This is a genomic window from Chryseolinea sp. T2, from assembly GCF_037203685.1.
Lineage (GTDB): Bacteria > Bacteroidota > Bacteroidia > Cytophagales > Cyclobacteriaceae > Chryseolinea.
The window spans coordinates 350,426-369,610 of the sequence record NZ_JBBCAU010000002.1; the positions used below are offsets into that span (position 1 = coordinate 350,426).

The following is a 19,185-nucleotide window of genomic DNA, read 5'->3' on the forward strand; positions in this document are numbered from 1 at the left end:
AATATGGATTTTCATGAACAACAACCCATCTATCTTCAGATAGTGGACTACGTATGCGAAAAAATTCTCCTGAAGCAATGGGGAAAAGGAGACCGCGTTCCATCGGTCCGCGAACTGGCTGTCACGCTCGAAGTGAATCCCAATACGGTAATGCGTGCGTATGAATTTTTGCAGCAGAAAGAGATCGTCTATAACCAACGGGGCCTGGGTCTCTTTGTCGCAGATGACGGCGTGAAGAATGCAAGGATATACCGTCAGCATGAATTCCTGCACAAGGAGGTACCTGCATTTTTTGCGAGCATGTCGCTATTGCAAATTGGTGTAGAGGAGTTGGAGCCAATGTTTAAAAAGTATAGGAAATCAAAAGCATAATATCATGGGAAAGAAGAATAGTACGCAACGAGTTCGCCTTAAAACAAGCACCTTAGTCCTGTTATTCACGATGCTATCAATGGTTCTGTGCTTAAGCTCGTTCGTCTTGTCTATTAATTATAACTATGCTAACGGTAATTATTGGTATCGGAACAGCGACAAGACTCAGTTTCGCAAGATAAAACTTCCAATAATGCGAAAGGTCATCGTAGAGAATACCGACAATTGCCTCATCGTATCATCCGACTCGCTCAGTCTCGAAGTATTCAATGATGATGTTCCCGGCGTTGAAGTAACCACGATTGGTGACTCCGTTAAAATCGTACCGTCACGAAAGTCTTCGCATAAGATGCTTGTATATGCGCCTACGAATAGTCTGCTGATAGTCAGAAACAGCACAATCACGATGAATGGTTCACTTGATTTTGCTAATCCTCCATCTTATTCTGTTGTTCTTGAGAATAGCAAGCTCACCGCTTCGTCGAGGGAGTATCACGCGTTTGTTCAGCAATTGAAGATCTCCGGAAAAGGAAACGCTATTGTGGAGGTTCCAAGGCGTTTTCATATTCACGAATTACATCTTTCAAATACAACATTTGCGGGAATCGCTGAAGCTTGGTCTATTGGATCCATTAAAACCACCTTTACCAACGGCATGGCTAGTGAGATGCAAAAGATGGCGGACAGCGTATCGGTCGTCGGCAACTATCGCAGTAACTTCTGACAAACCATTCTTCGTGCTAGTTTCCAGGAGAATTGTAAGGAATGTATCCCTCCCAATACCAGGGTGTGTAACGATTGCCGGAGATCAGCTCTATTAGCTCTTTATAGATGCCTTCCGCGTTGTCGCTGTTTGCCATGAGAATAAGTGCATACTTCTTATCGGGAATTCCAACGACATAATGTTGCCACCCTTCAAGATGCCCTTCTTTGAAGAAGACCTTGCCGTATGGCGTTTGGTAAAGACCAAACCCGAGGCCGTACGAAAGTTGAATGCTGTCATTGTCAGCGACGTCAACCAAAGCATTTGGTCCGAATTGTTGACGCGAACGAATTCGGATCTGGGGACTCGTCATCTCCTTATAACGCTCGTTCTGAGATAGCACAGCATTTACATATTTGGCATAGTCCTCAAGTGTGGTCGATAGTGATCCTGCAGCGTTAGCTGTATTTGATTTGGGAATCCTGAGATTGTTTCCATCACCATCATGGCCGACACAATAGTTTCCTTCGTACCCCTCTTGCCACACATAGCTTGAACGCGACATTTGCAGGGGAGTAAACACCTTTTCACGAGCCAGCTCATCGAACTTTCGATTGGTCAACTTTTCAATGACAAACTGAAGAAGATGCATGCCCTCACCTGAATAAATGTAACGACTGCCCGGATTGAATTTGATCTTAAGTTTCCTGTCGCCTTCAAGCCATCGCCAGTTGGGCAGTCCCGACGTATGGCTCAGACACATGCGCGCGGTTATTAGGTTGTATCGCTCGTCAACTCGCAGGTCGGAATAGTCTACGTAGGCCGCGCCTAAAAGCCGTTGCAACGTCGTAGTCTTGTATTTGTATAGAGGCTTCGGCAGATATTTGTAAAGCGGAGTGTCGAGATTCATGACTCCGTCGTTTACCAACTGAACCGTTACGTCCGCAAGTATCGGCTTGCTTAGGGACGCACCGTAAAAGATGGTTCCCGCCTCAAACTTCTCCGACCGCGAGAAGTTCTTGTACCCGAAATACTGCTGATAAACTGTTTGACCGTCGTTTGTAATGGATATGGCGAGTCCATAAACTTTGGCGGCCTTCATCAGTCTTTCTATAGTGGATTCCAACGAATCGACCGGCAAGGATTTGCCGTCGGCGCGCATCACCTCAGATGCGTTGGAAAATTTAGGAAGTTTAGTTTTGATCTGAAGATCATTGTGCCTGCTTAGCGTTACGTACAAGACCGCACCTGCGGTAACTACGATCAGTACGATGACTACTGAAAGTGCGCGGCCTTTCCATGATTGGAATTTCATTTGTTGTTAGGGGTTAACGGAAGCCCGCAAAATAGCGTTTTATGTTTAATCTTTTCCAGTCATGGTCATGACATTGCACGGGGATGTTGTATTTAATGATCTGCCAGTAGTTGAATGGGGAAATTTTTTCTACACGATCGCCCCAGAATCCTCACCCTATTCTCAGCATAAATTGCCCGTCGCCGAATTAATGCCGCTGCTCTTGTTGCACTGTATTTGCAAGCGGTTCGTTCGGCAATTGTTAACCAGCTAAAATCTCGGTAACGAAATCAGTTATGATAAAGGTTATTTCATTGATATTATTGCTGGCCGGAGTCGTCGGCCTTATTCTGGGTGTTCTTGGAATATTTGGTCGTGATCTGGTGACGATAAATCCCTGGGGCCTGGCCATTCTGGGTGTTATCTTTTTTACTTCTGGGATAGGCTTAATGAAACGGCAGGTGTAACGAGCTCCTCACATTTTCAGAAAGTCAGGACTCCCATAATCATTTGCTTTACTGGCATCATTTTTAGAGATGTGTCATTATCGGCTGCCATCTCATGACCCAGATCTTACGAGTGCCAATATTGTTATTGATTTTCTCTTTCGTTGCCAGTGCTGCGTTCGGACAGAACACCACCAAGCCTACTATTACCGGCCAAACTCCTTCGCCATTAACAACACCTCAGGCAACGCCAATCACCATTGAGCTGTCGAATTTAGTGGTAAGCGATCCGGATCCGGAGCCAGTCTTCCCCAACGGATTCTCCATCGAGGTAAAGGGGGGTAAAAATTACAAAGTGCAAGGTAACGTCGTTACGCCGGATGCTCGCTTCTCAGGAATGCTGTCAGTAGAGGTCACCGTAAGTGACGGGAAAAACAAGAGCGATAAATTTGACTTGCAGGTCAACGTTCAAAGAACTCAAAACGAGCCACCTGTAATAACGGCACAGCAGCCGCTAAGCATGAACCAGGGCGAAAGCCTGACCATTGATTTTAGTAATCTCTCCGTTGATGATCCTGATAATAGTTATCCCAACGGATTTACTCTTACACTATATGGCGGTAAGGATTATACATTCACGGGGACGACCATCACACCTGCAGCGAATTTCTCTGGAAAATTGACCGTCCCAGTTACTGTGAACGACGGTGAGAACGAAAGTAAGCGCTTCGATCTTAAGATTGATGTGACAAAAAAGCAAAACGTCGCGCCACAGATTACTGACCAGCAACCGTTGAGCGTTGATCAGGGAGGAAGCCTTTCAATCGCACTGGGCAATCTGATAGTTACAGATCCGGACAATAGTTATCCAACTGGATTTACACTTAAACTGTTTGGCGGACCCAACTACAGCATTAATGGATTAACCATTACGCCGTCGGCAAACTTCTCCGGCCAACTTACAGTGCCGGTATCGGTAAACGATGGAGACAAGGAAAGTAATCGCTTCAACCTTAAAATTGACGTGATCAAAACGCAGAACGTTCCACCTCAGATCACCGGGCAGCAACCATTGAACATTGACCAGGGAGGAAGCCTCACAATTGAACTGGCCAATCTTGTTGTCAATGATCCTGATAATAATTACCCGTCGGGCTTCACGTTAACATTGTACGCCGGTAACGATTATGCAATCAACGGTCCGACGATCACTCCTTCGGCTGATTTTTCCGGCAAGCTTACTGTTCCGGTTACAGTAAACGATGGCCAGGCCGAAAGCAATCGTTTTGATCTTAAAATTGACGTAAAGAAAAAGAAGAACGTTCCTCCCGAGATCACCGGTCAACAGCCATTAAGTGTTACTCAGGGAAATAACATTACCATCGACCTGGTCAGCCTGATCGTAACTGATCCTGACAATGTGTTTCCGGCAGATTTCACTTTAAAAGTATTTGGAGGAAAAGATTATACGTTCAATGGTACAACAGTAACGCCCGCGGCTAATTTTTCGGGCCAACTAACGGTACCGGTATCGGTAAATGATGGTGAGAATGACAGCAAGCGATTCGACCTGAAGATAGATGTGATCAAAAAACAAAATGTCGCGCCCCAGATTACAGACCAGCAGGCACTATCCATAACCCAGGGTGGAAGCCTCGCTGTTATCCTTACAAATCTGACGGTCACAGATCCAGACAACCCATATCCCGCTGGCTTTACCTTGAAATTATTTGCCGGAAGCGATTACACTTTTGACGGAACAACAGTCACCCCATCTCCAGCGTTCACCGGACAGTTAACAGTGCCGGTTACGGTCAACGATGGACAAAACGAAAGCAATCGCTTCGATCTGAAGATCGATGTGACCACTAAGCCAAACGTTGCTCCGCAGATCACTGGCCAACAGGCATTGTCTATGAAGCAGGGCACCAGCCTTACAATTGAACTTGCAAATCTTATCGTTGCCGACCCCGATAACAATTATCCAACAGGTTTCACCTTGAAAGTTTATCCTGGCGCCAACTACTCCTTCAGTTCGACCACAATCACACCCTCAGTGAATTTTGTTGGTCAGCTCACAGTGCCGGTTACGGTAAACGACGGGCAAAATGAAAGCAATCGTTTCGATCTTAAGATCAGCGTGACCAACAAGCCGAATGTTGCACCAGTGATTACGGCTCAGCAGGCTTTGTCCGTTAACCAGGGTGCTGGCATCACAATCGACCTCAACAATTTGACGGTCAGCGATCCGGATAATAATTATCCGACTGGCTTCACCTTAAAAGTTCTCGCCGGAACGAACTATTCACTTGCCGCTAACACAATTACACCGGCACCAACTTTTGTTGGAACACTTTCAGTATCTGTCACCGTTAATGACGGGACAGACGACAGCAACGTTTTTCCTCTAAAAGTGGAAGTAATAAAAACGCAGAACACTGCGCCGCAGATTTCTGGACAAAGTCCACTGAGTGTGAACGAAGACGAAACAATAACATTGAGCCTTGGTAACCTGACTGTAACTGATCCCGATAATACTTACCCTCAGGGTTTCACATTGAAGGTAAATGAAGGATCTAACTATACAGTTATTGGTGCAACCATCAAACCAGCAGGGAACTTCTCTGGTGAACTCAATGTCCCTGTTGCCGTCAATGATGGCAGTAGCGACAGTGCACCCTTTAATTTGAAGATTACGGTATTGCCAGTCAACGATGCTCCTGCAATTACAGGTCAAATTCCTTTGACCACGAACAGGAATACTTTAATTACGATTGCTCTATCGGCCCTCACAGTTAAAGATGCCGACAATAACTTCCCGGCCGACTTTTCACTGAAGATTCTTAGCGGTGATAATTATTCTGTGGCGGGAAACATCCTGACTCCGGCCATAGATTTTATTGGCACACTGACAGTGGCAGTGATGGTAAATGATGGAAAGGCCAACAGCCCTGTATTTAATTTGAAGATCGATGTAGTCTCTCCCGACAATGCCGCACCTACTATTACGGGACAGAGGCAGGTCAGGACATCGCAACATACTCCGGTCACACTTCAACTCTCACAGTTGCTGGTTGCTGATCCGGACAATGAATATCCCCATGGCTTTACATTGAAGGTATCTCCGGGAGCTGGTTATACGCTGTCCGGCACAGCGGTCACCCCGGATGCGTCAATTACCGAAGGCGTATTCGAAGTAACAGTAGTAGTGAACGACGGCCAGGACGACAGTGCCCCATTTCCATTGAAGATCGAGGTGATCCCGCCTGCAGCGAAGCCGCGGATAATTTCACAAAAGGAATTGATCATGCCTGAAGACAGCACGCTAACGATCAGGCTAACAGACCTAGTTGTCACGGATGCAGATAACATTGATTATCCAAATGGATTCACGTTGGCCGTTTCAGTCTCGCATGAAGCGACCTATTCGAAAAACGGTAATTCGATAACTCCTGCCGCGGACTTAAATGGTTTCATTGAAGTGGGTGTCACAGTTAGTGATGGAAAAAACGTAAGTGATGAATTCAGACTGGCTATTCTGGTAACACCGGTAAACGATCCTCCGGAGTTCATTCGTGAGGATACTACAACACTTGCCTACGTGCCAGGCCACGATCCCGTTTCGGTGTTCAGGACAATTGAAATCAAGGATGTCGATGACGATCATTTGGTGCTTGCCGAAGTCGGGTTCGAAGGCCCGAACTACATCCCTGCCAGCGACCTGCTCACGCTGGCCGACGAACATCCCGCCGTGAGAGCAGTGTATGATTCCGCAGGCAGGTTGTTTCTCATTGGCTATGCAACCGTCGATGAATATCTCGATGCCCTTCGAACCATTGAATACAACTATTTGGTGACAAAGGATGAAAATGGAAATCTTATGGACATCCTCGATGGAGCCAGGACCGTGTATCTTACCGTTTCCGATGGCCACCTGGCCAGCACGACCATCAGGCGCAAAATTTCAATGGATGTTGAAATACTGCTTAATATTCCCAGCGCATTCAGTCCCAATGGTGATCGCGAAAATGACACGTGGCATATCGACCTGCTGAACGCTGATCAGGTCGATGGCGCAAGAATAACGGTATTCGATAAACGCGGTAGCGTTGTCTACGAATCTGTCGGCCTCGAACGTGACTGGGATGGCTCACTGAACGGCAGAATGCTGCCAGTCGATACTTACTACTACACAATAGACCTCAATCTTTCGTATACCAGGAAGAGCTACAAAGGAACCGTTGTAGTTTTGTATTAGTTAATGCATAGACGTTAAAGGATTGTATTTAGATCCCGCTAGGGATAATAGGTCAAACGCTTCTGCACAATTGTCAATAAAGGCGAATCCAAATTACAAAAAGAGATAACTTATCTATATCATTTTATCCACACTAAATTTCAGATGCTCCCCATACTCAACATATCCCAGCTGATTCGAAGTCAGCGTCGTTTCTGCGATTTTAAAATCCTGAACCACTTCATGATTGTGCCCGAATATCCAGTACGCCGCCTTTGACAATTCAATAAGTTCATACAGCTCAGTCGCGAATGCACTGTTAAGCTCGCTGAACCTATACTTCTCCGGATAGTTTACAAACGTTGGAAGATGGTGTGTAACGACAATAGTTTTTTGTTCCGTCGATAGGGCTAGTTCATTCGAAAGGAATGCAAGGCACTCTTCATGCAGCCAGTTATAATCGTCAACGCTAATCTTATTTCCTTTGTTTCTGATTAACCGGAAATCGGCCATCGCCTTACGGATTATAAGCTCCTTTGAGAAATCAATTCTTGACCACAGTGTGGAGAACAAAAGACGTACACCACCATGAACGATCAGGGTATTGTTTAAGAGTGACACATTCGAGCGGATCCTCTCATGAAAGGACCCGGTACGTTGTGAAATATCTGCGCGGTAATATTCATGATTGCCCGGGATCCAGTAAACGTGTTCAAAGCTGTCAGAAACGAAGTTGAAAAAGTTGTCTGCTTTTTCCATCGCGGCGAAGGGTACAATGTCGCCGGCCAACATGAGAATATCGCCGGTTGGTTTGATCGGATTTTCCTGAAGATACTTTTGATTGGCTGGAAACTCTAAATGAAGGTCGGAGCAGTATTGAATCTTCATTTCTTTCTTCGACAGGTGAATTGCCTCAGCCTAAGTAATCAAATCGCCTATGTTGACCAATGCAGGTCAATTCACAAACTGCACCTTGTTTGTTCAACTTAGTTCGCTAAGTCCGGCTGTACTTTATTTGGTGTCGGCGATATAACCAACATCTTCTCGGTTACATTTCCTGGGATATCTGCAGCTCTCACAACGATGCGGCTACCAGTCGGATGCGGATTATTCACCCTGGCCTCATAGATCCAGCTGTACATAACGTTTGTCTGAGCTTCCCCTGATTCTATCTGCACACCGTCCGCATCATAGATTTCTACGGTCACCCATTGGATGCGGAAATCATCGACAGCAAATATCCTGATCTCGTCTCCTATTCTTCCCGAATATCCCATGGTATTAATTTCCCGGATCTCAGGCGCCTTCAGATAGTCGGTAACGGCAACAGAATAGGGGCTCGTGAGCCTGTCATTAACCCCTGTGGCATACAATTCTTTCATAGCCGGATTCGCCATTTGTGCCTTGCTGTAATCAACAGCCTGACCAAACCGCGCCTTCGTCTTGAGCTGATGATCAGTGGGAGACTTTCGTTTTTGCGGCCTGATCGAGATTACCACCTGGCCTTTTACCTGGCGCACGACAAAGGTGCCCCCGAGCATGCCGGTGACCTTCTGCAAGAGGACGTTATTGTTGCCTTTCATAGTAGTCGAATATACGAAAAGTTTGTATTTTTTGATTTTTACAACCGTATTAATATCATACTGCTCTAAGACTTCTCTAAGACTGTTCTAAGACTCAACTAATATCATCTGACATGGCCTCAAAAAACATCTGACACACCGCAACTCCCGCAACGGAACTGATTTTGGCCTTTGACCAACGAATTGAGGGTGGTACTCGGCAGTACTGCTATGGTAATCCCAGGCAGTTTATTGCGCTTGCCGCCATGGGCGGGAAATTGGGTTGCTAAATCGGAGATGAGGAAGGAACACCGTGTGCCAATGCAGACGGACAAGCTGGGGACTGCCGCATGTCCGGAAGATGGGCTTTTATGAGCTGTCGACTATTTAGATTAGACTTCACTCAAGCCGAAACGGCAGCTCTCTTATTCGTTTGCCAGTCGCCGCGTACAGCGCGTTGCCCAGAGCGGGCGCAATAGGAGGGACGCCCGGTTCGCCGACACCACCAACGTCGCTGCCACCACTAATAATATGTACTTCAATATCGGGACACTCATTGATGCGCAGCATCCTGTAGTCATTGAAGTTGCTCTGCTTCACCCGGCCGTCTTCAATGTCGATCTTTCCGTATAGCGCAGCCGTTAGCCCATAGATGATCCCGCTTTCCATTTGCGCACGGATGCCTTCAGGATTAACAGCAATCCCGCAGTCGATGGCACATACCACCCGATGGATCTTTGGCTTAGAACCTTCCACCGATAATTCAACGACCTGGCATACATAACTGTTCATGGCCGGATGAACTGCAATTCCGCGGTAGCGACCTTTAAGCGGCGCTTCGTGCCAACCCGACTTTTCCGCAGCAAGATTGAGTACGCCCAGTAAACGTGACTTACCCTTCAGCAGCTGTCTTCGGTATTCAACGGGATCTCTATGCGCACGAACGGCCAGCTCATCGACAATAGTCTCCATTACAAACGCCGTATGAGTGTGACTCACCGATCGCCAGGGTATCACGGGCAAGTTCAAACGTGTCGTATGCAGTTCTACACGATAATCAGGAATAGAGTCAAAGTAGGCAGACCCTTGCACTCCGCCGATGGAACTATAATCGATGCCATCAACGACGATATCTTTTTCCAGGGGGGTATTTTCAAACAAGGATTGTCCCACAACATGATGGCCCCATGACTTTGGTGTTCCATCTTCGTTCACACTCACCAACGCCTTATGATAATATACAGGCCTGTAGTATCCTCCTTTAATGTCGTCTTCTCTGGTCCATACAAGTTTGATGGGTTTACCAGTAGCCTTCGCGATATGAACTGCCTCCATTACCCAGTCGCCACCGAAGGATCCCCGACGACCAAACCCGCCTCCCACCCAGGGCGTATGAAATTTCACATCCTCCGGCGCGCAGTTGAGAAATTTTGCCACCTCCATTTGACGAAGTACCGGCGACTGAGTGCCACACCAGATCTCACATCCAACAACGCCAGGCCGCACTGTGCAGTTGAGTGTCTCCATAGGAGAATGTGAGAGAAAAGGAAGGTCGAATTCAAATGTGATAACTTCCTGTGCATATATTAATGACACATTTCCCTTTTCCTGCGATACGCGTCCTGCTTGATTGCTTATTGCGCGGTAGTCGGAAGGAAGCCGGTGAGAAGTGATGCTGCGACTGTCAGTAAAGTCCCACTGTACATCAAGTGCATCGCGGCCTCGCTTTGCCGACCAGAAATTGTCGGCGAGTACAGCTATGCCTTCAGGAACTTCAACCACTTCCCGCACGCCGTTGATCGCCCGGGCGCGCGTCCCGTCCCACGACGCCAACTTAGCACCAAATGCCGGGCGGTGAAGCACTACCGCCGTAAGTAATCCGGGGAAGTGAACATCAATCCCATACATCGCTGTTCCATTTACCTTATGAGAAAGATCAAGACGAGCGGTAGGTTTTCCAATGATCTTCCACTCCGCTTTTGCGCTTAGTGATACCGTTGGCACAGGCAGGCGCGCTGCTTCGTCGGCAAGGTCACCGAAGGACAACGCTTGATTGCCATAATGCACGGAACCATTTTCTGTTTTGCAATTTGAGATATCTGTGTTCCATCTTTTCGCTGCAGCCTCGAGTAGCATTCGTCGCGCGGTAGCGCCTGCCCTTCTGTATCGTTCAAACTCCGATCGCGTCGAGTCAGATCCGCCGGTACTCAGGACATAAGGGCTCTCCTCAAAGTCTTTGCCCGTGCCTGTTGGCCAGGGTGCAACAGTAACTTTCTTCCAGTCGCAGTCAAGTTCTTCCGCCACAAGCATGGCCAGCGTTGTCGATATTCCTTGTCCCAGCTCGACTTTGGAGAGGATCACCTGGATGGTGCCATCGGATGCGATAAAGAGTAATTTACTGAATGCATGTTTTATATTTTCGGAGGCCACTGCGAGGGTTTTATCCCGAAACATGGGATACACCGGCATAGAAACAATCAATCCACCGAAGGCTGCCGTAACCTTCAGAAAGTGTCGTCTACGCATATCCCTTACGTTTTGAAGTGAAAGTCTCATTGCGCATATGCCATACGTTAGGCCTGTAGTAGGCTCTTGTTCGGGGTTGTTGCTCAGAGTTTAAGCCACCTCCGGCGTCGTTCATTTGTTCCGGCAATTGGACCAGGCGGATCATCAGCAACATGAGGGACACGCTATCTCTTGAAGTTAACGCATCTTTCCATTGCATTATCACTTTGACAGACCAATTGCTTTCGGTAGTAGTCTTACGACAGGTTGCTAACGATGAACGGCGCCGTATGACTTAATAGAGTTGAAAGTTACATCTGCGGTCATTTGCCGTTCCGGATAATTGGTTATATTGAGCAATCGATTGCGCAAAACGGTACGCCTTTTTTGTGCATATTAGTCACGCTACTAAACCAGCACCCCTTTGGAAACGATCTCCTCAGCCAATGAATCGATAGGCAAATACCGATGGACCATCTGCGCCCTGGTCTTCTTTGCCACAACGGTTAACTATCTCGACCGCTCAGTTATCAGCCTGCTCAAATCAACACTCACGGAAGAATTTCATTGGAACGATGCTGATTACGCCAACACCGAAATCGCCTTCAAATTGATGTATGCTTTCGGAATGCTCTTTGCAGGCCGTCTCGTCGACAAGCTCGGCAGCAAAATGGGCTACCTCTTCGCCACCCTGTTCTGGAGCTTCGCCGCCATCGGACACGCCTTTGTTCAAAGCACCATGGGCTTCATCGTCGCCCGCGCCGCATTAGGACTCACAGAATCTGGAAACTTCCCTGCTGCTATCAAGTCAGTAGCTGAGTGGTTTCCAAAAAAGGAACGCGCCCTGGCCACCGGTATCTTTAACTCAGGCACAAATGTCGGGGCCATCATAGCACCACTTTCCGTTCCTTTCATTGCCGAAGCATGGGGTTGGAAGTGGGCGTTTGTGATCACAGGGTCTATTGGGTTCGTATGGATAATACTTTGGATCGTCATGTACGATCGCCCTGAAGATCATCCCAAGGTGACGAAAGAAGAACTGACCTACATCAACAGCGATAAAGAAGAAACTGCCCCCTCCACTCAAAACGAACGTGTGTCGTGGTTTAGATTGCTCACCTACAGACAAACGTGGGCTTTTGCCCTCGGCAAATTCATCACCGATCCGATCTGGTGGTTTTATCTGTTCTGGTTGCCCGACTTCCTCGAAAGCCAATATGGCCTTAAAGGAACAGCAGTGTCAATGCCGGTGGCGATCGTTTATGTCATATCAACTTTCGGCAGCGTCGGCGGCGGCTGGTTACCGCTCCGTTTGATAAGAAACGGTTGGCCGGTTTTCAAGGCGCGAAGGACTTCAATGCTCGTCTACGCGATCGTCGTCTTGCCAATCCTGCTCGCTCAGGTAGCCGGTGGAATCAACATGTGGCTCGCGGTGCTGGTCATTGGTATCGCTACTTCTGCCCACCAGGCCTGGAGCGCCAACATCTTCACAACGGTGTCGGATATGTTTCCCAAGAAGGCCGTCGCTTCAGTTACTGGAATCGGCGGTATGTTCGGTGGACTCGGCGGCATCATGCTCACCATGCTGGTGCAAAAGAATATGTTCGTGTACTACCGCAGTATCAACCAGATCGAGACGGCTTACTTTATCATGTTCTGTATTTGTGCGGGAGCATATTTGGTGGCCTGGTTTGTTATGAAGGCGCTGGTGCCAAAGCACAGAGTCATCACAGACCTATAAACCGCTCCGAAACTTTTACATTTTACATTCAGAGTTTTACATTTTGCGGTTAATCGCAAGGTGTGGAATCACCATGTGAACTAACATCCGATCAAATTCTCGTAAGGCACGAAATGATCAACTTATGTAAAGTCACTTCTTCAGGCTACTTCTTTCGTTGCCTACTTCTTCCGCACCGACGACTCGCGAATGACCAGCTCGGGATTGAGCACAATCTTTTGTGGAATAAACTTCTTGTCCTTCGAGGCCAGCTCCTGAAGAAAGATCTCCGCGGCCGCATTGCCCATGCGCATGCTGTGCTGATCTACAACAGATAACGATGGCGTTGTAAAAGATGTGTAAGGCTCATTTGTGAATCCTACGAGGGCCACATCCTCTGGAACCCGATAGCCGTTTTCTTTCAGAATCTGCATGGCGCCAAGCACGCCAAAAGCACTGGCGGAAAACAGTCCATCGATCTTGATATTATTGTCCAGAAGGTACTGCATGCTGCTTCTTCCATCTTCGAGTTGCAGATTGCTGGCCACGACAAGAGACTCGTCATACTTCAATCCGTTTTGCAGCAGCGCCTCCCTATACCCGCGCAGGCGCTCCCTGTAAATCGAGATCTTCAGCGTGTTTGTAAAGTGCGCGATGCGCTTGCAGCCCTGTTGAATGAGATGCTCCGTGGCCTTGAATGAACCGAGAAAATCATCAACAACAACATGACTCACGCCAAGCTCGTCGTTCGAACGGTCGAAGAGAACAATCGGAATACCCTTCTCTTTCACTTTATACCAGTGATCGAAGTTCACCGTTTCCTTCGCATGCGATGCAATAATGCCGTCAACACGCGAGTTCAGTAATGCATCAACAGTTGCAAGCTCTTTTTCATAAGAGTCATAGGTTTGGCAAATGATAACCTGGTAGTGCGACGCGTTTGCAATTTCTTCAATGCCTCTGATAACCGAAGAGAAGAATGTCCGGTCGGCCATGGGCACAATCACGCCGATAATATTGCTCTTGCCATTTCGCAGCGCAGCGGCAATGTTGTTGGGCTGATAGTTGAGCTTGCGCGCCGCTTTTAACACTGCCGATTTTGTCTCGGCGCTGATGCGCGGATGGTCTTTCAGTGCGCGGGAAACGGTGGATGCAGTAACGTTGAGCTTGCGCGCGATGTCGTGGATGGTTGCCTTTTCTTTCTTCATTAATTCGCACCCCCCTTTGGCGCTAATGCTCGTTGGCTGGTTTCCCAATAGTTGCCAATATACCACCATCAACATAAATTATCTGACCGTTGATGAAATCGCTGGCTGCCGAGGAGAGAAAAATCGCAGTCCCTGCAAGGTCTGCCGGGTCTCCCCATCGGCCCGCAGGCGTACGACCAACGATGAAGTCATTGAAGGGATGACCGTTCACCCTGATGGGTGCCGTTTGCTCTGTAGCGAAATAACCCGGCCCGATGCCGTTTACCTGGATATTATATTTCGCCCATTCCGTGGCCATGTTCTTCGTCAGCATTTTGAGTCCACCCTTCGCGGCGGCATAAGCGGTGACCGTGTTTCGTCCGAGCTCACTCATCATCGAACAGATGTTGATGATCTTTCCCGCCTTTCGGCTCACCATATGTTTTCCTACAGCTCGCGATACTATGAAGGGCCCGACCAGATCAACATCAATCACCTGTCTGAAATCAGCTACTTCCATTTCAAGGATAGGCGTGCGTTTAATGATGCCTGCATTGTTGATGAGGATATCAATCGGACCGTTAGCTTCAATCGTATCTATCGCTTTCTGCGTGGCTTTTTCGTCTGTTACATCGAAGAGATGTCCTTCCGCTTTTATGTTCAGATCGTGATATTCTTTCAGCGCACCTTTCATCTTTTCAGGTGAATGTCCATTGATGAGCAGCGTTGCACCCGCTTGTCCCAGACCTTTGGCCATTGCCATGCCAAGTCCATGTGTGCCGCCGGTAATAAGTGCTCTCCTGCCTGTCAGATCAAACAGCTTCATCATCGTAGTTCATTGGGTTTTACAACGTCCATGTCACTGTAATCGAGATTCTCACCGGCCATGCCCCAAATGAAAGAATAGTTGCTTGTTCCTGACCCTGCATGTATTGACCAGGGTGGAGAAAGGACCGCTTCCTGATTGGCCATCCAGATGTGTCGGGTTTCTGTTGGTTTGCCGAGGAAATGACAAACAGCATTTCCCTCTGCAATATCAAAGTAGAAGTATGCTTCCATACGACGTTCATGAGTGTGCGGAGGCATGGTATTCCATACGCTTCCCTTCTTAAGTTCTGTCAATCCCATCTGTAGTTGACACGACGGCAGAACGCTATTCACCAACAGCTTTCGGATGACACGGTGATTGGATGTATCTATAGAACCGATCTCCACGGTGTCCGCTTCTTCGAGCGAAACCTTTCGTGTAGGGTAACCGGTATGAGCGGGAGCGGAGTTGAAGTAGAAGCGTGGTGACGAGCCAGTTTCCTGCTGGAAGATAACTTCTTTGGCACCGCGGCCTACGTATAAAGCTTCCTTGTTGCGCAGGGTGAAAATCTGTCCATCAACTTTAACCGAGCCTGAGTCACCAACATTGATGATGCCCAGCTCACGTCTTTCCAGAAAGTATTCGGCTTTCAGTGAGCTGTGTGTTTCAAGTTTCAGAGAGCGCGACAGAGGAAAGGCGCCACCAACGATTAAGCGGTCGTAATGTGTATAGACTGCTTTTACTTCGTCGGCGACAAACAGCCCTGGGATGTGAAATGCGGCCCGAAGCTGCGCGGTGGTGAAGGTAGAATATTGGTCTGGATGCACTGCGTGCATGGAGTCGAGTGTCATAGGTATGCGTAATCGTTTGCGCAATATATAAGAAAAATGTCGAAACGGCCTATTCTGCGGCACAATGTTGTACAATATGATCGTTGGCGGGAATCGATGCCAGAACGATTAATATTTGACAAATGCCTCAGTTTGAACCTGTAAATGGCCATTTATCAAATTTTATAAAAGATCATTTGGTTGGTTAAAATATAGGTGTTAAATATGCAATCGATTGCGCATAAAACGCGTATTATGCGCACCAACAATGGCCCTAATCAAATGCCTCTGAAGTCACCAGCCACCGCGTTAACCACCTCGGACAACACACCCGCCCGGAGGATTTCAGATGTATCGAACAAACAAAACTCCAGCACATGAAACCTTTTCTACGCAATGCCTCGCCGCCTCTGCCACTCAGTCAACGGCGCCTCGCCCTCTTCACACTGAATGCACTCTTCGCACTTGGTGTTCTCCTCGCTTCGCCCGCGTTCGCCCAATCAACGATCTCAGGCAAAGTCACATCATCAGAAGACAACGCACCGTTGCCTGGCGTGTCAATCCTTATAAAAGGATCGCAGACAGGAACAACAACCGACGTCGATGGAAGCTTCAACCTTCAGGCTATTCCCAGCGATGTTCTCGTGTTCTCCTTCATTGGATACGCAACGCAGGAGCTACCCGTCAATCAACAAACAACCTTCAACATCACTATGGCAACCGATCTTCAGCAACTGTCTGAGGTAGTTGTCGTCGGTTATGGCACAGTTAAGAAAACTGACCTCACAGGTGCCGTTGGCCTGGTGGATAATAAGCAGCTTACGCAACGAGGCGCGGTAAACGTCATGGATGCGATGCAGGGACAGGTTGCCGGCGTTGACGTCAGCAACTCAACGGGTCGTGCCGGTTCCGGTTTCAACATTCAGATACGCGGAGTGCAATCATTCAAGGGAGGACAACCCCTCTACGTTGTCGACGGCGTGATCATGCCGGAAGGAATTAGTTTCCTTAACCCGCAGGACATTGAGCGCATCGACATTCTCAAGGACGCTTCATCTGCCGCTATCTACGGATCACGGGGTGCCTATGGGGTGGTGCTCGTAACGACAAAAGGAGGTGCAAGTGTTAAAGACCAGGCCGTGATTAGCTACGATGGATATGTTGGCGTGAGGCAGGCAGCGCGCCTGCCCAAATTCATGGACGGCGATACGTGGTGGAACTGGAGACAGGATTCATTCATCAGCGACGCGCTTGTCAGAAATCAGGCCATACCTGCCAATCCCGGCTATAACTCAACGGGTCCGGAACTTCAGCGTCGCCTCGACGAACAGGACTACACCGACTGGCCATCGCTGATGATTCAGGATGGATTTCAATCGAATCACTGGCTATCGTTCTCAGGTCGCGGAGATAAAATGGCATACACGTTTGGCGCGGGTTATCAGGATGAAAAAGGAAACATCGCGAATGAAGAATACAAGCGCTACAACTTTAAGGCAAGCATTGATCATACATTAAATAAATACTGGTCGGCCGGTGCCAACCTGAGCTTGTCGTTCGAAGACCAGAATTATGGTTCTCCCAGCGCAATGCTCGAAGCATTTCGCATGAATCCGATCATGAGTCCATACGATGTTGAAACAGGTCAGCTGATCGTGAGCCCAGGTAAGGATGAAATTGCGGATCAGCCTGGCAAATATCACATCGACTTTACAAGTTCCGTGAATCCGCTGATCGATCAGCAAAAGACCCTTCAGGAAGGACACGCAACGTATGCGATAGGTAACGTTTATCTTCAGTATTCTCCGATATCATGGTTGAAATTCAAGACGACCATTTCACCACGTTATACATCGCGCTCAAGAGGTCAATTCCTTGGACGTGACTCTGAAGGCAGAGTAGGCGGATTACCATACGCACAACGGCAGCTTAACGAATCGTATTCCTACATCTGGGATAACCAGATCACGGCCACAAAGGCATTCAATAATCACAATTTCGATTTCATCGGGCTTTTCTCTTCAAACTACTTCGTGAACGAGATGACTTTCGTTGCTCAGGACAACATGGATCCCAGCGCAAAAGGTTACTACAGCATAGGCGCCACCGGCGACAAAACCAAAGTGACCAGCAACTCCGACTATTCGAAAGAGACGCTGCTTTCATTTGCTGCAAGACTCAACTATGCTTTTAAAGACAAATACCTGGTAACGTTGACGTCGCGCTGGGACGGTGCTTCCGTACTCGCAGAAGGTAACAAGTGGGCAAGCTTTCCTTCGGCCGCGATCGGATGGAAGCTCTCGGAAGAATCTTTCCTTGCCAACTCAAGCGTTGTCGACAACCTGAAACTGCGTGCTAGCTATGGCTTCACAGGTAACAAGGTGATCGATCCGTACATGACCATGGCCACGGCAAGTACGCCAACCTTCTATGACTATGGTGGCACACTGGCCAGCGGTATTCGTCCCGACCTGATCGCCAACAAGAACCTGACCTGGGAGCGTACCAGCGAAGTGAATCTGGGCCTCGACTACTCATTCTTCAAAGGACGTGTAGGGGGTACGATAGATGTATACAACAAAGTATCGAAAGACCTCATCGTTTCGCGTCAGCTTCCCATGGAGTCGGGATGGCAAACGGTATATCAGAATATCGGAGAAGTAGTGAACAAAGGTGTTGAAGTTTCATTAACCACAGTGAACGTAAGCAACTCCAACCTCGAATGGAGCACAACTTTCAACTTTGCCAAAAACAACAATGAGGTCACTAAAGTATACGAAGGGACCGATATCATCTACGTTGTATTGAACAACGGTGCCGGTGATGGCTACAATGCTGATGACGTCATTATGAAAGGTCATCCTCTCGGCAGCTATTACAACTGGAAGGCTGATGGTGTGTGGCAGGCCGGCGAAACAGCGGCTGCTACGTATGGCCAGCTCGAAGGACAGGGACGCGTGGTTGACTACGATGGCAACGGCGTCATCAACCAGGACGACAAGCGCATTATCGGCAGCGTGTTGCCCAAGTGGACCGGTGGATTCAATTCAACACTTACCTATAAAGGTTTCGACTTTTCCTTTTCTGTCATCGCGCGCCAGGGCATGACTGCCTACAGTCCTTTCCATGCAGAGTTTACCAATCATGAGGACCGCGGCCGTTCCAAACTTGATATCGATTGGTACATGCAGTCGAATCCAGTCACACAAGCCCGCGTGAGCAACGAATATCCACAGCCCAAAAATGCAGGTATTTACTGGAGAACATATTCCGTTGGATATTACCGCGACGCGAGCTTCGTGAAAGTAAAGAATATCACGCTCGGCTATACTTTTACGCAACCCTTCGTCGACAAAGTGGGATTGAAAAACCTTCGTCTGTATGGCAACGTAACGAATCCTTTTGTATTCACAGACTACGACGGATTTGATCCCGAATGGGCCACCGCTTCATATGCAAACGGCGGTATGAGTTTTACCACCTACCAGCTTGGCGTCAATGCTAAATTCTAAACTCCAACC

13 protein-coding genes are annotated in these 19,185 nt (G+C 48.0%); 6 read left to right on the plus strand and 7 right to left on the minus strand.

Going from position 1 to position 19,185, the window contains the following annotated elements; translation table 11 throughout:
* The first annotated feature begins 3 nt into the window (after positions 1-3).
* Together WBG78_RS06440 and WBG78_RS06445 are read left to right on the plus strand one after the other, a co-directional pair.
* Positions 4-372: a GntR family transcriptional regulator gene (locus WBG78_RS06440; protein WP_337325571.1), complete on the plus strand. Its 369-nt coding sequence runs from the start codon at positions 4-6 to the stop codon at positions 370-372.
* Positions 373-565: 193 nt separating this feature from the next.
* A complete protein-coding gene (locus tag WBG78_RS06445; RefSeq protein ID WP_337325572.1) occupies positions 566-1,096 on the plus strand; it encodes a hypothetical protein in 531 nt (176 codons plus the stop codon).
* A gap of 16 nt (positions 1,097-1,112) precedes the next feature.
* Here WBG78_RS06445 and WBG78_RS06450 read toward each other — a convergent pair whose 3' ends face one another.
* Positions 1,113-2,390 (minus strand): serine hydrolase domain-containing protein, encoded by a 1,278-nt coding sequence (locus WBG78_RS06450; protein ID WP_337325573.1) that lies wholly within the window; start codon positions 2,388-2,390, stop codon positions 1,113-1,115.
* Between the two features lie 275 nt (positions 2,391-2,665).
* On the opposite strand from WBG78_RS06450, the gene WBG78_RS06455 reads away from it, so the two are divergent.
* Positions 2,666-2,836 carry a hypothetical protein gene (locus WBG78_RS06455; RefSeq protein ID WP_337325574.1) on the plus strand — a complete coding sequence of 57 codons (171 nt, stop codon included), beginning with the start codon at positions 2,666-2,668 and terminating at the stop codon, positions 2,834-2,836.
* Between the two features lie 94 nt (positions 2,837-2,930).
* A complete protein-coding gene (locus tag WBG78_RS06460; protein WP_337325575.1) occupies positions 2,931-7,073 on the plus strand; it encodes an Ig-like domain-containing protein in 4,143 nt (1,380 codons plus the stop codon).
* Positions 7,074-7,187: 114 nt separating this feature from the next.
* Here the strand turns inward: WBG78_RS06460 and WBG78_RS06465 are convergent, their stop codons facing one another.
* The 3 genes from WBG78_RS06465 to WBG78_RS06475 all read right to left on the minus strand — a co-directional run bounded on the left by WBG78_RS06465 (position 7,188) and on the right by WBG78_RS06475 (position 11,140).
* Positions 7,188-7,940 carry a metallophosphoesterase gene (locus WBG78_RS06465; protein WP_337325576.1) on the minus strand — a complete coding sequence of 251 codons (753 nt, stop codon included), beginning with the start codon at positions 7,938-7,940 and terminating at the stop codon, positions 7,188-7,190.
* 98 nt (positions 7,941-8,038) lie between these two features.
* Positions 8,039-8,635 (minus strand): hypothetical protein, encoded by a 597-nt coding sequence (locus WBG78_RS06470; protein ID WP_337325577.1) that lies wholly within the window; start codon positions 8,633-8,635, stop codon positions 8,039-8,041.
* A gap of 378 nt (positions 8,636-9,013) precedes the next feature.
* Positions 9,014-11,140, minus strand: a complete 2,127-nt coding sequence (locus tag WBG78_RS06475; protein ID WP_337325578.1) for a xanthine dehydrogenase family protein molybdopterin-binding subunit — start codon at positions 11,138-11,140, stop codon at positions 9,014-9,016.
* Between the two features lie 403 nt (positions 11,141-11,543).
* Between WBG78_RS06475 and WBG78_RS06480 the strand changes: the two genes are divergently transcribed.
* On the plus strand, positions 11,544-12,860 hold the full coding sequence (locus WBG78_RS06480) for an MFS transporter (protein WP_337325579.1): 1,317 nt from the start codon (positions 11,544-11,546) through the stop codon (positions 12,858-12,860).
* Between the two features lie 161 nt (positions 12,861-13,021).
* Here WBG78_RS06480 and WBG78_RS06485 read toward each other — a convergent pair whose 3' ends face one another.
* From WBG78_RS06485 to kduI, 3 genes are read right to left on the minus strand one after another with little or no spacing between them, the layout of a single operon-like run.
* Positions 13,022-14,047: a LacI family DNA-binding transcriptional regulator gene (locus WBG78_RS06485; protein WP_337325580.1), complete on the minus strand. Its 1,026-nt coding sequence runs from the start codon at positions 14,045-14,047 to the stop codon at positions 13,022-13,024.
* A gap of 22 nt (positions 14,048-14,069) precedes the next feature.
* Entirely contained in the window at positions 14,070-14,855 is a 786-nt protein-coding gene (locus WBG78_RS06490; protein WP_337325581.1) for a gluconate 5-dehydrogenase, read from the minus strand.
* Entirely contained in the window at positions 14,852-15,685 is an 834-nt protein-coding gene (kduI, locus tag WBG78_RS06495; RefSeq protein ID WP_337325582.1) for a 5-dehydro-4-deoxy-D-glucuronate isomerase, read from the minus strand. Before kduI ends, WBG78_RS06490 begins: the two co-directional genes overlap by 4 nt.
* Positions 15,686-16,041: 356 nt before the next feature.
* On the opposite strand from kduI, the gene WBG78_RS06500 reads away from it, so the two are divergent.
* The gene (locus tag WBG78_RS06500; RefSeq protein ID WP_337325583.1) at positions 16,042-19,176 is read left to right on the plus strand and encodes a SusC/RagA family TonB-linked outer membrane protein; all 3,135 of its coding nucleotides are present in this window, start codon (positions 16,042-16,044) and stop codon (positions 19,174-19,176) included.
* The last annotated feature ends 9 nt before the right edge of the window (positions 19,177-19,185 follow it).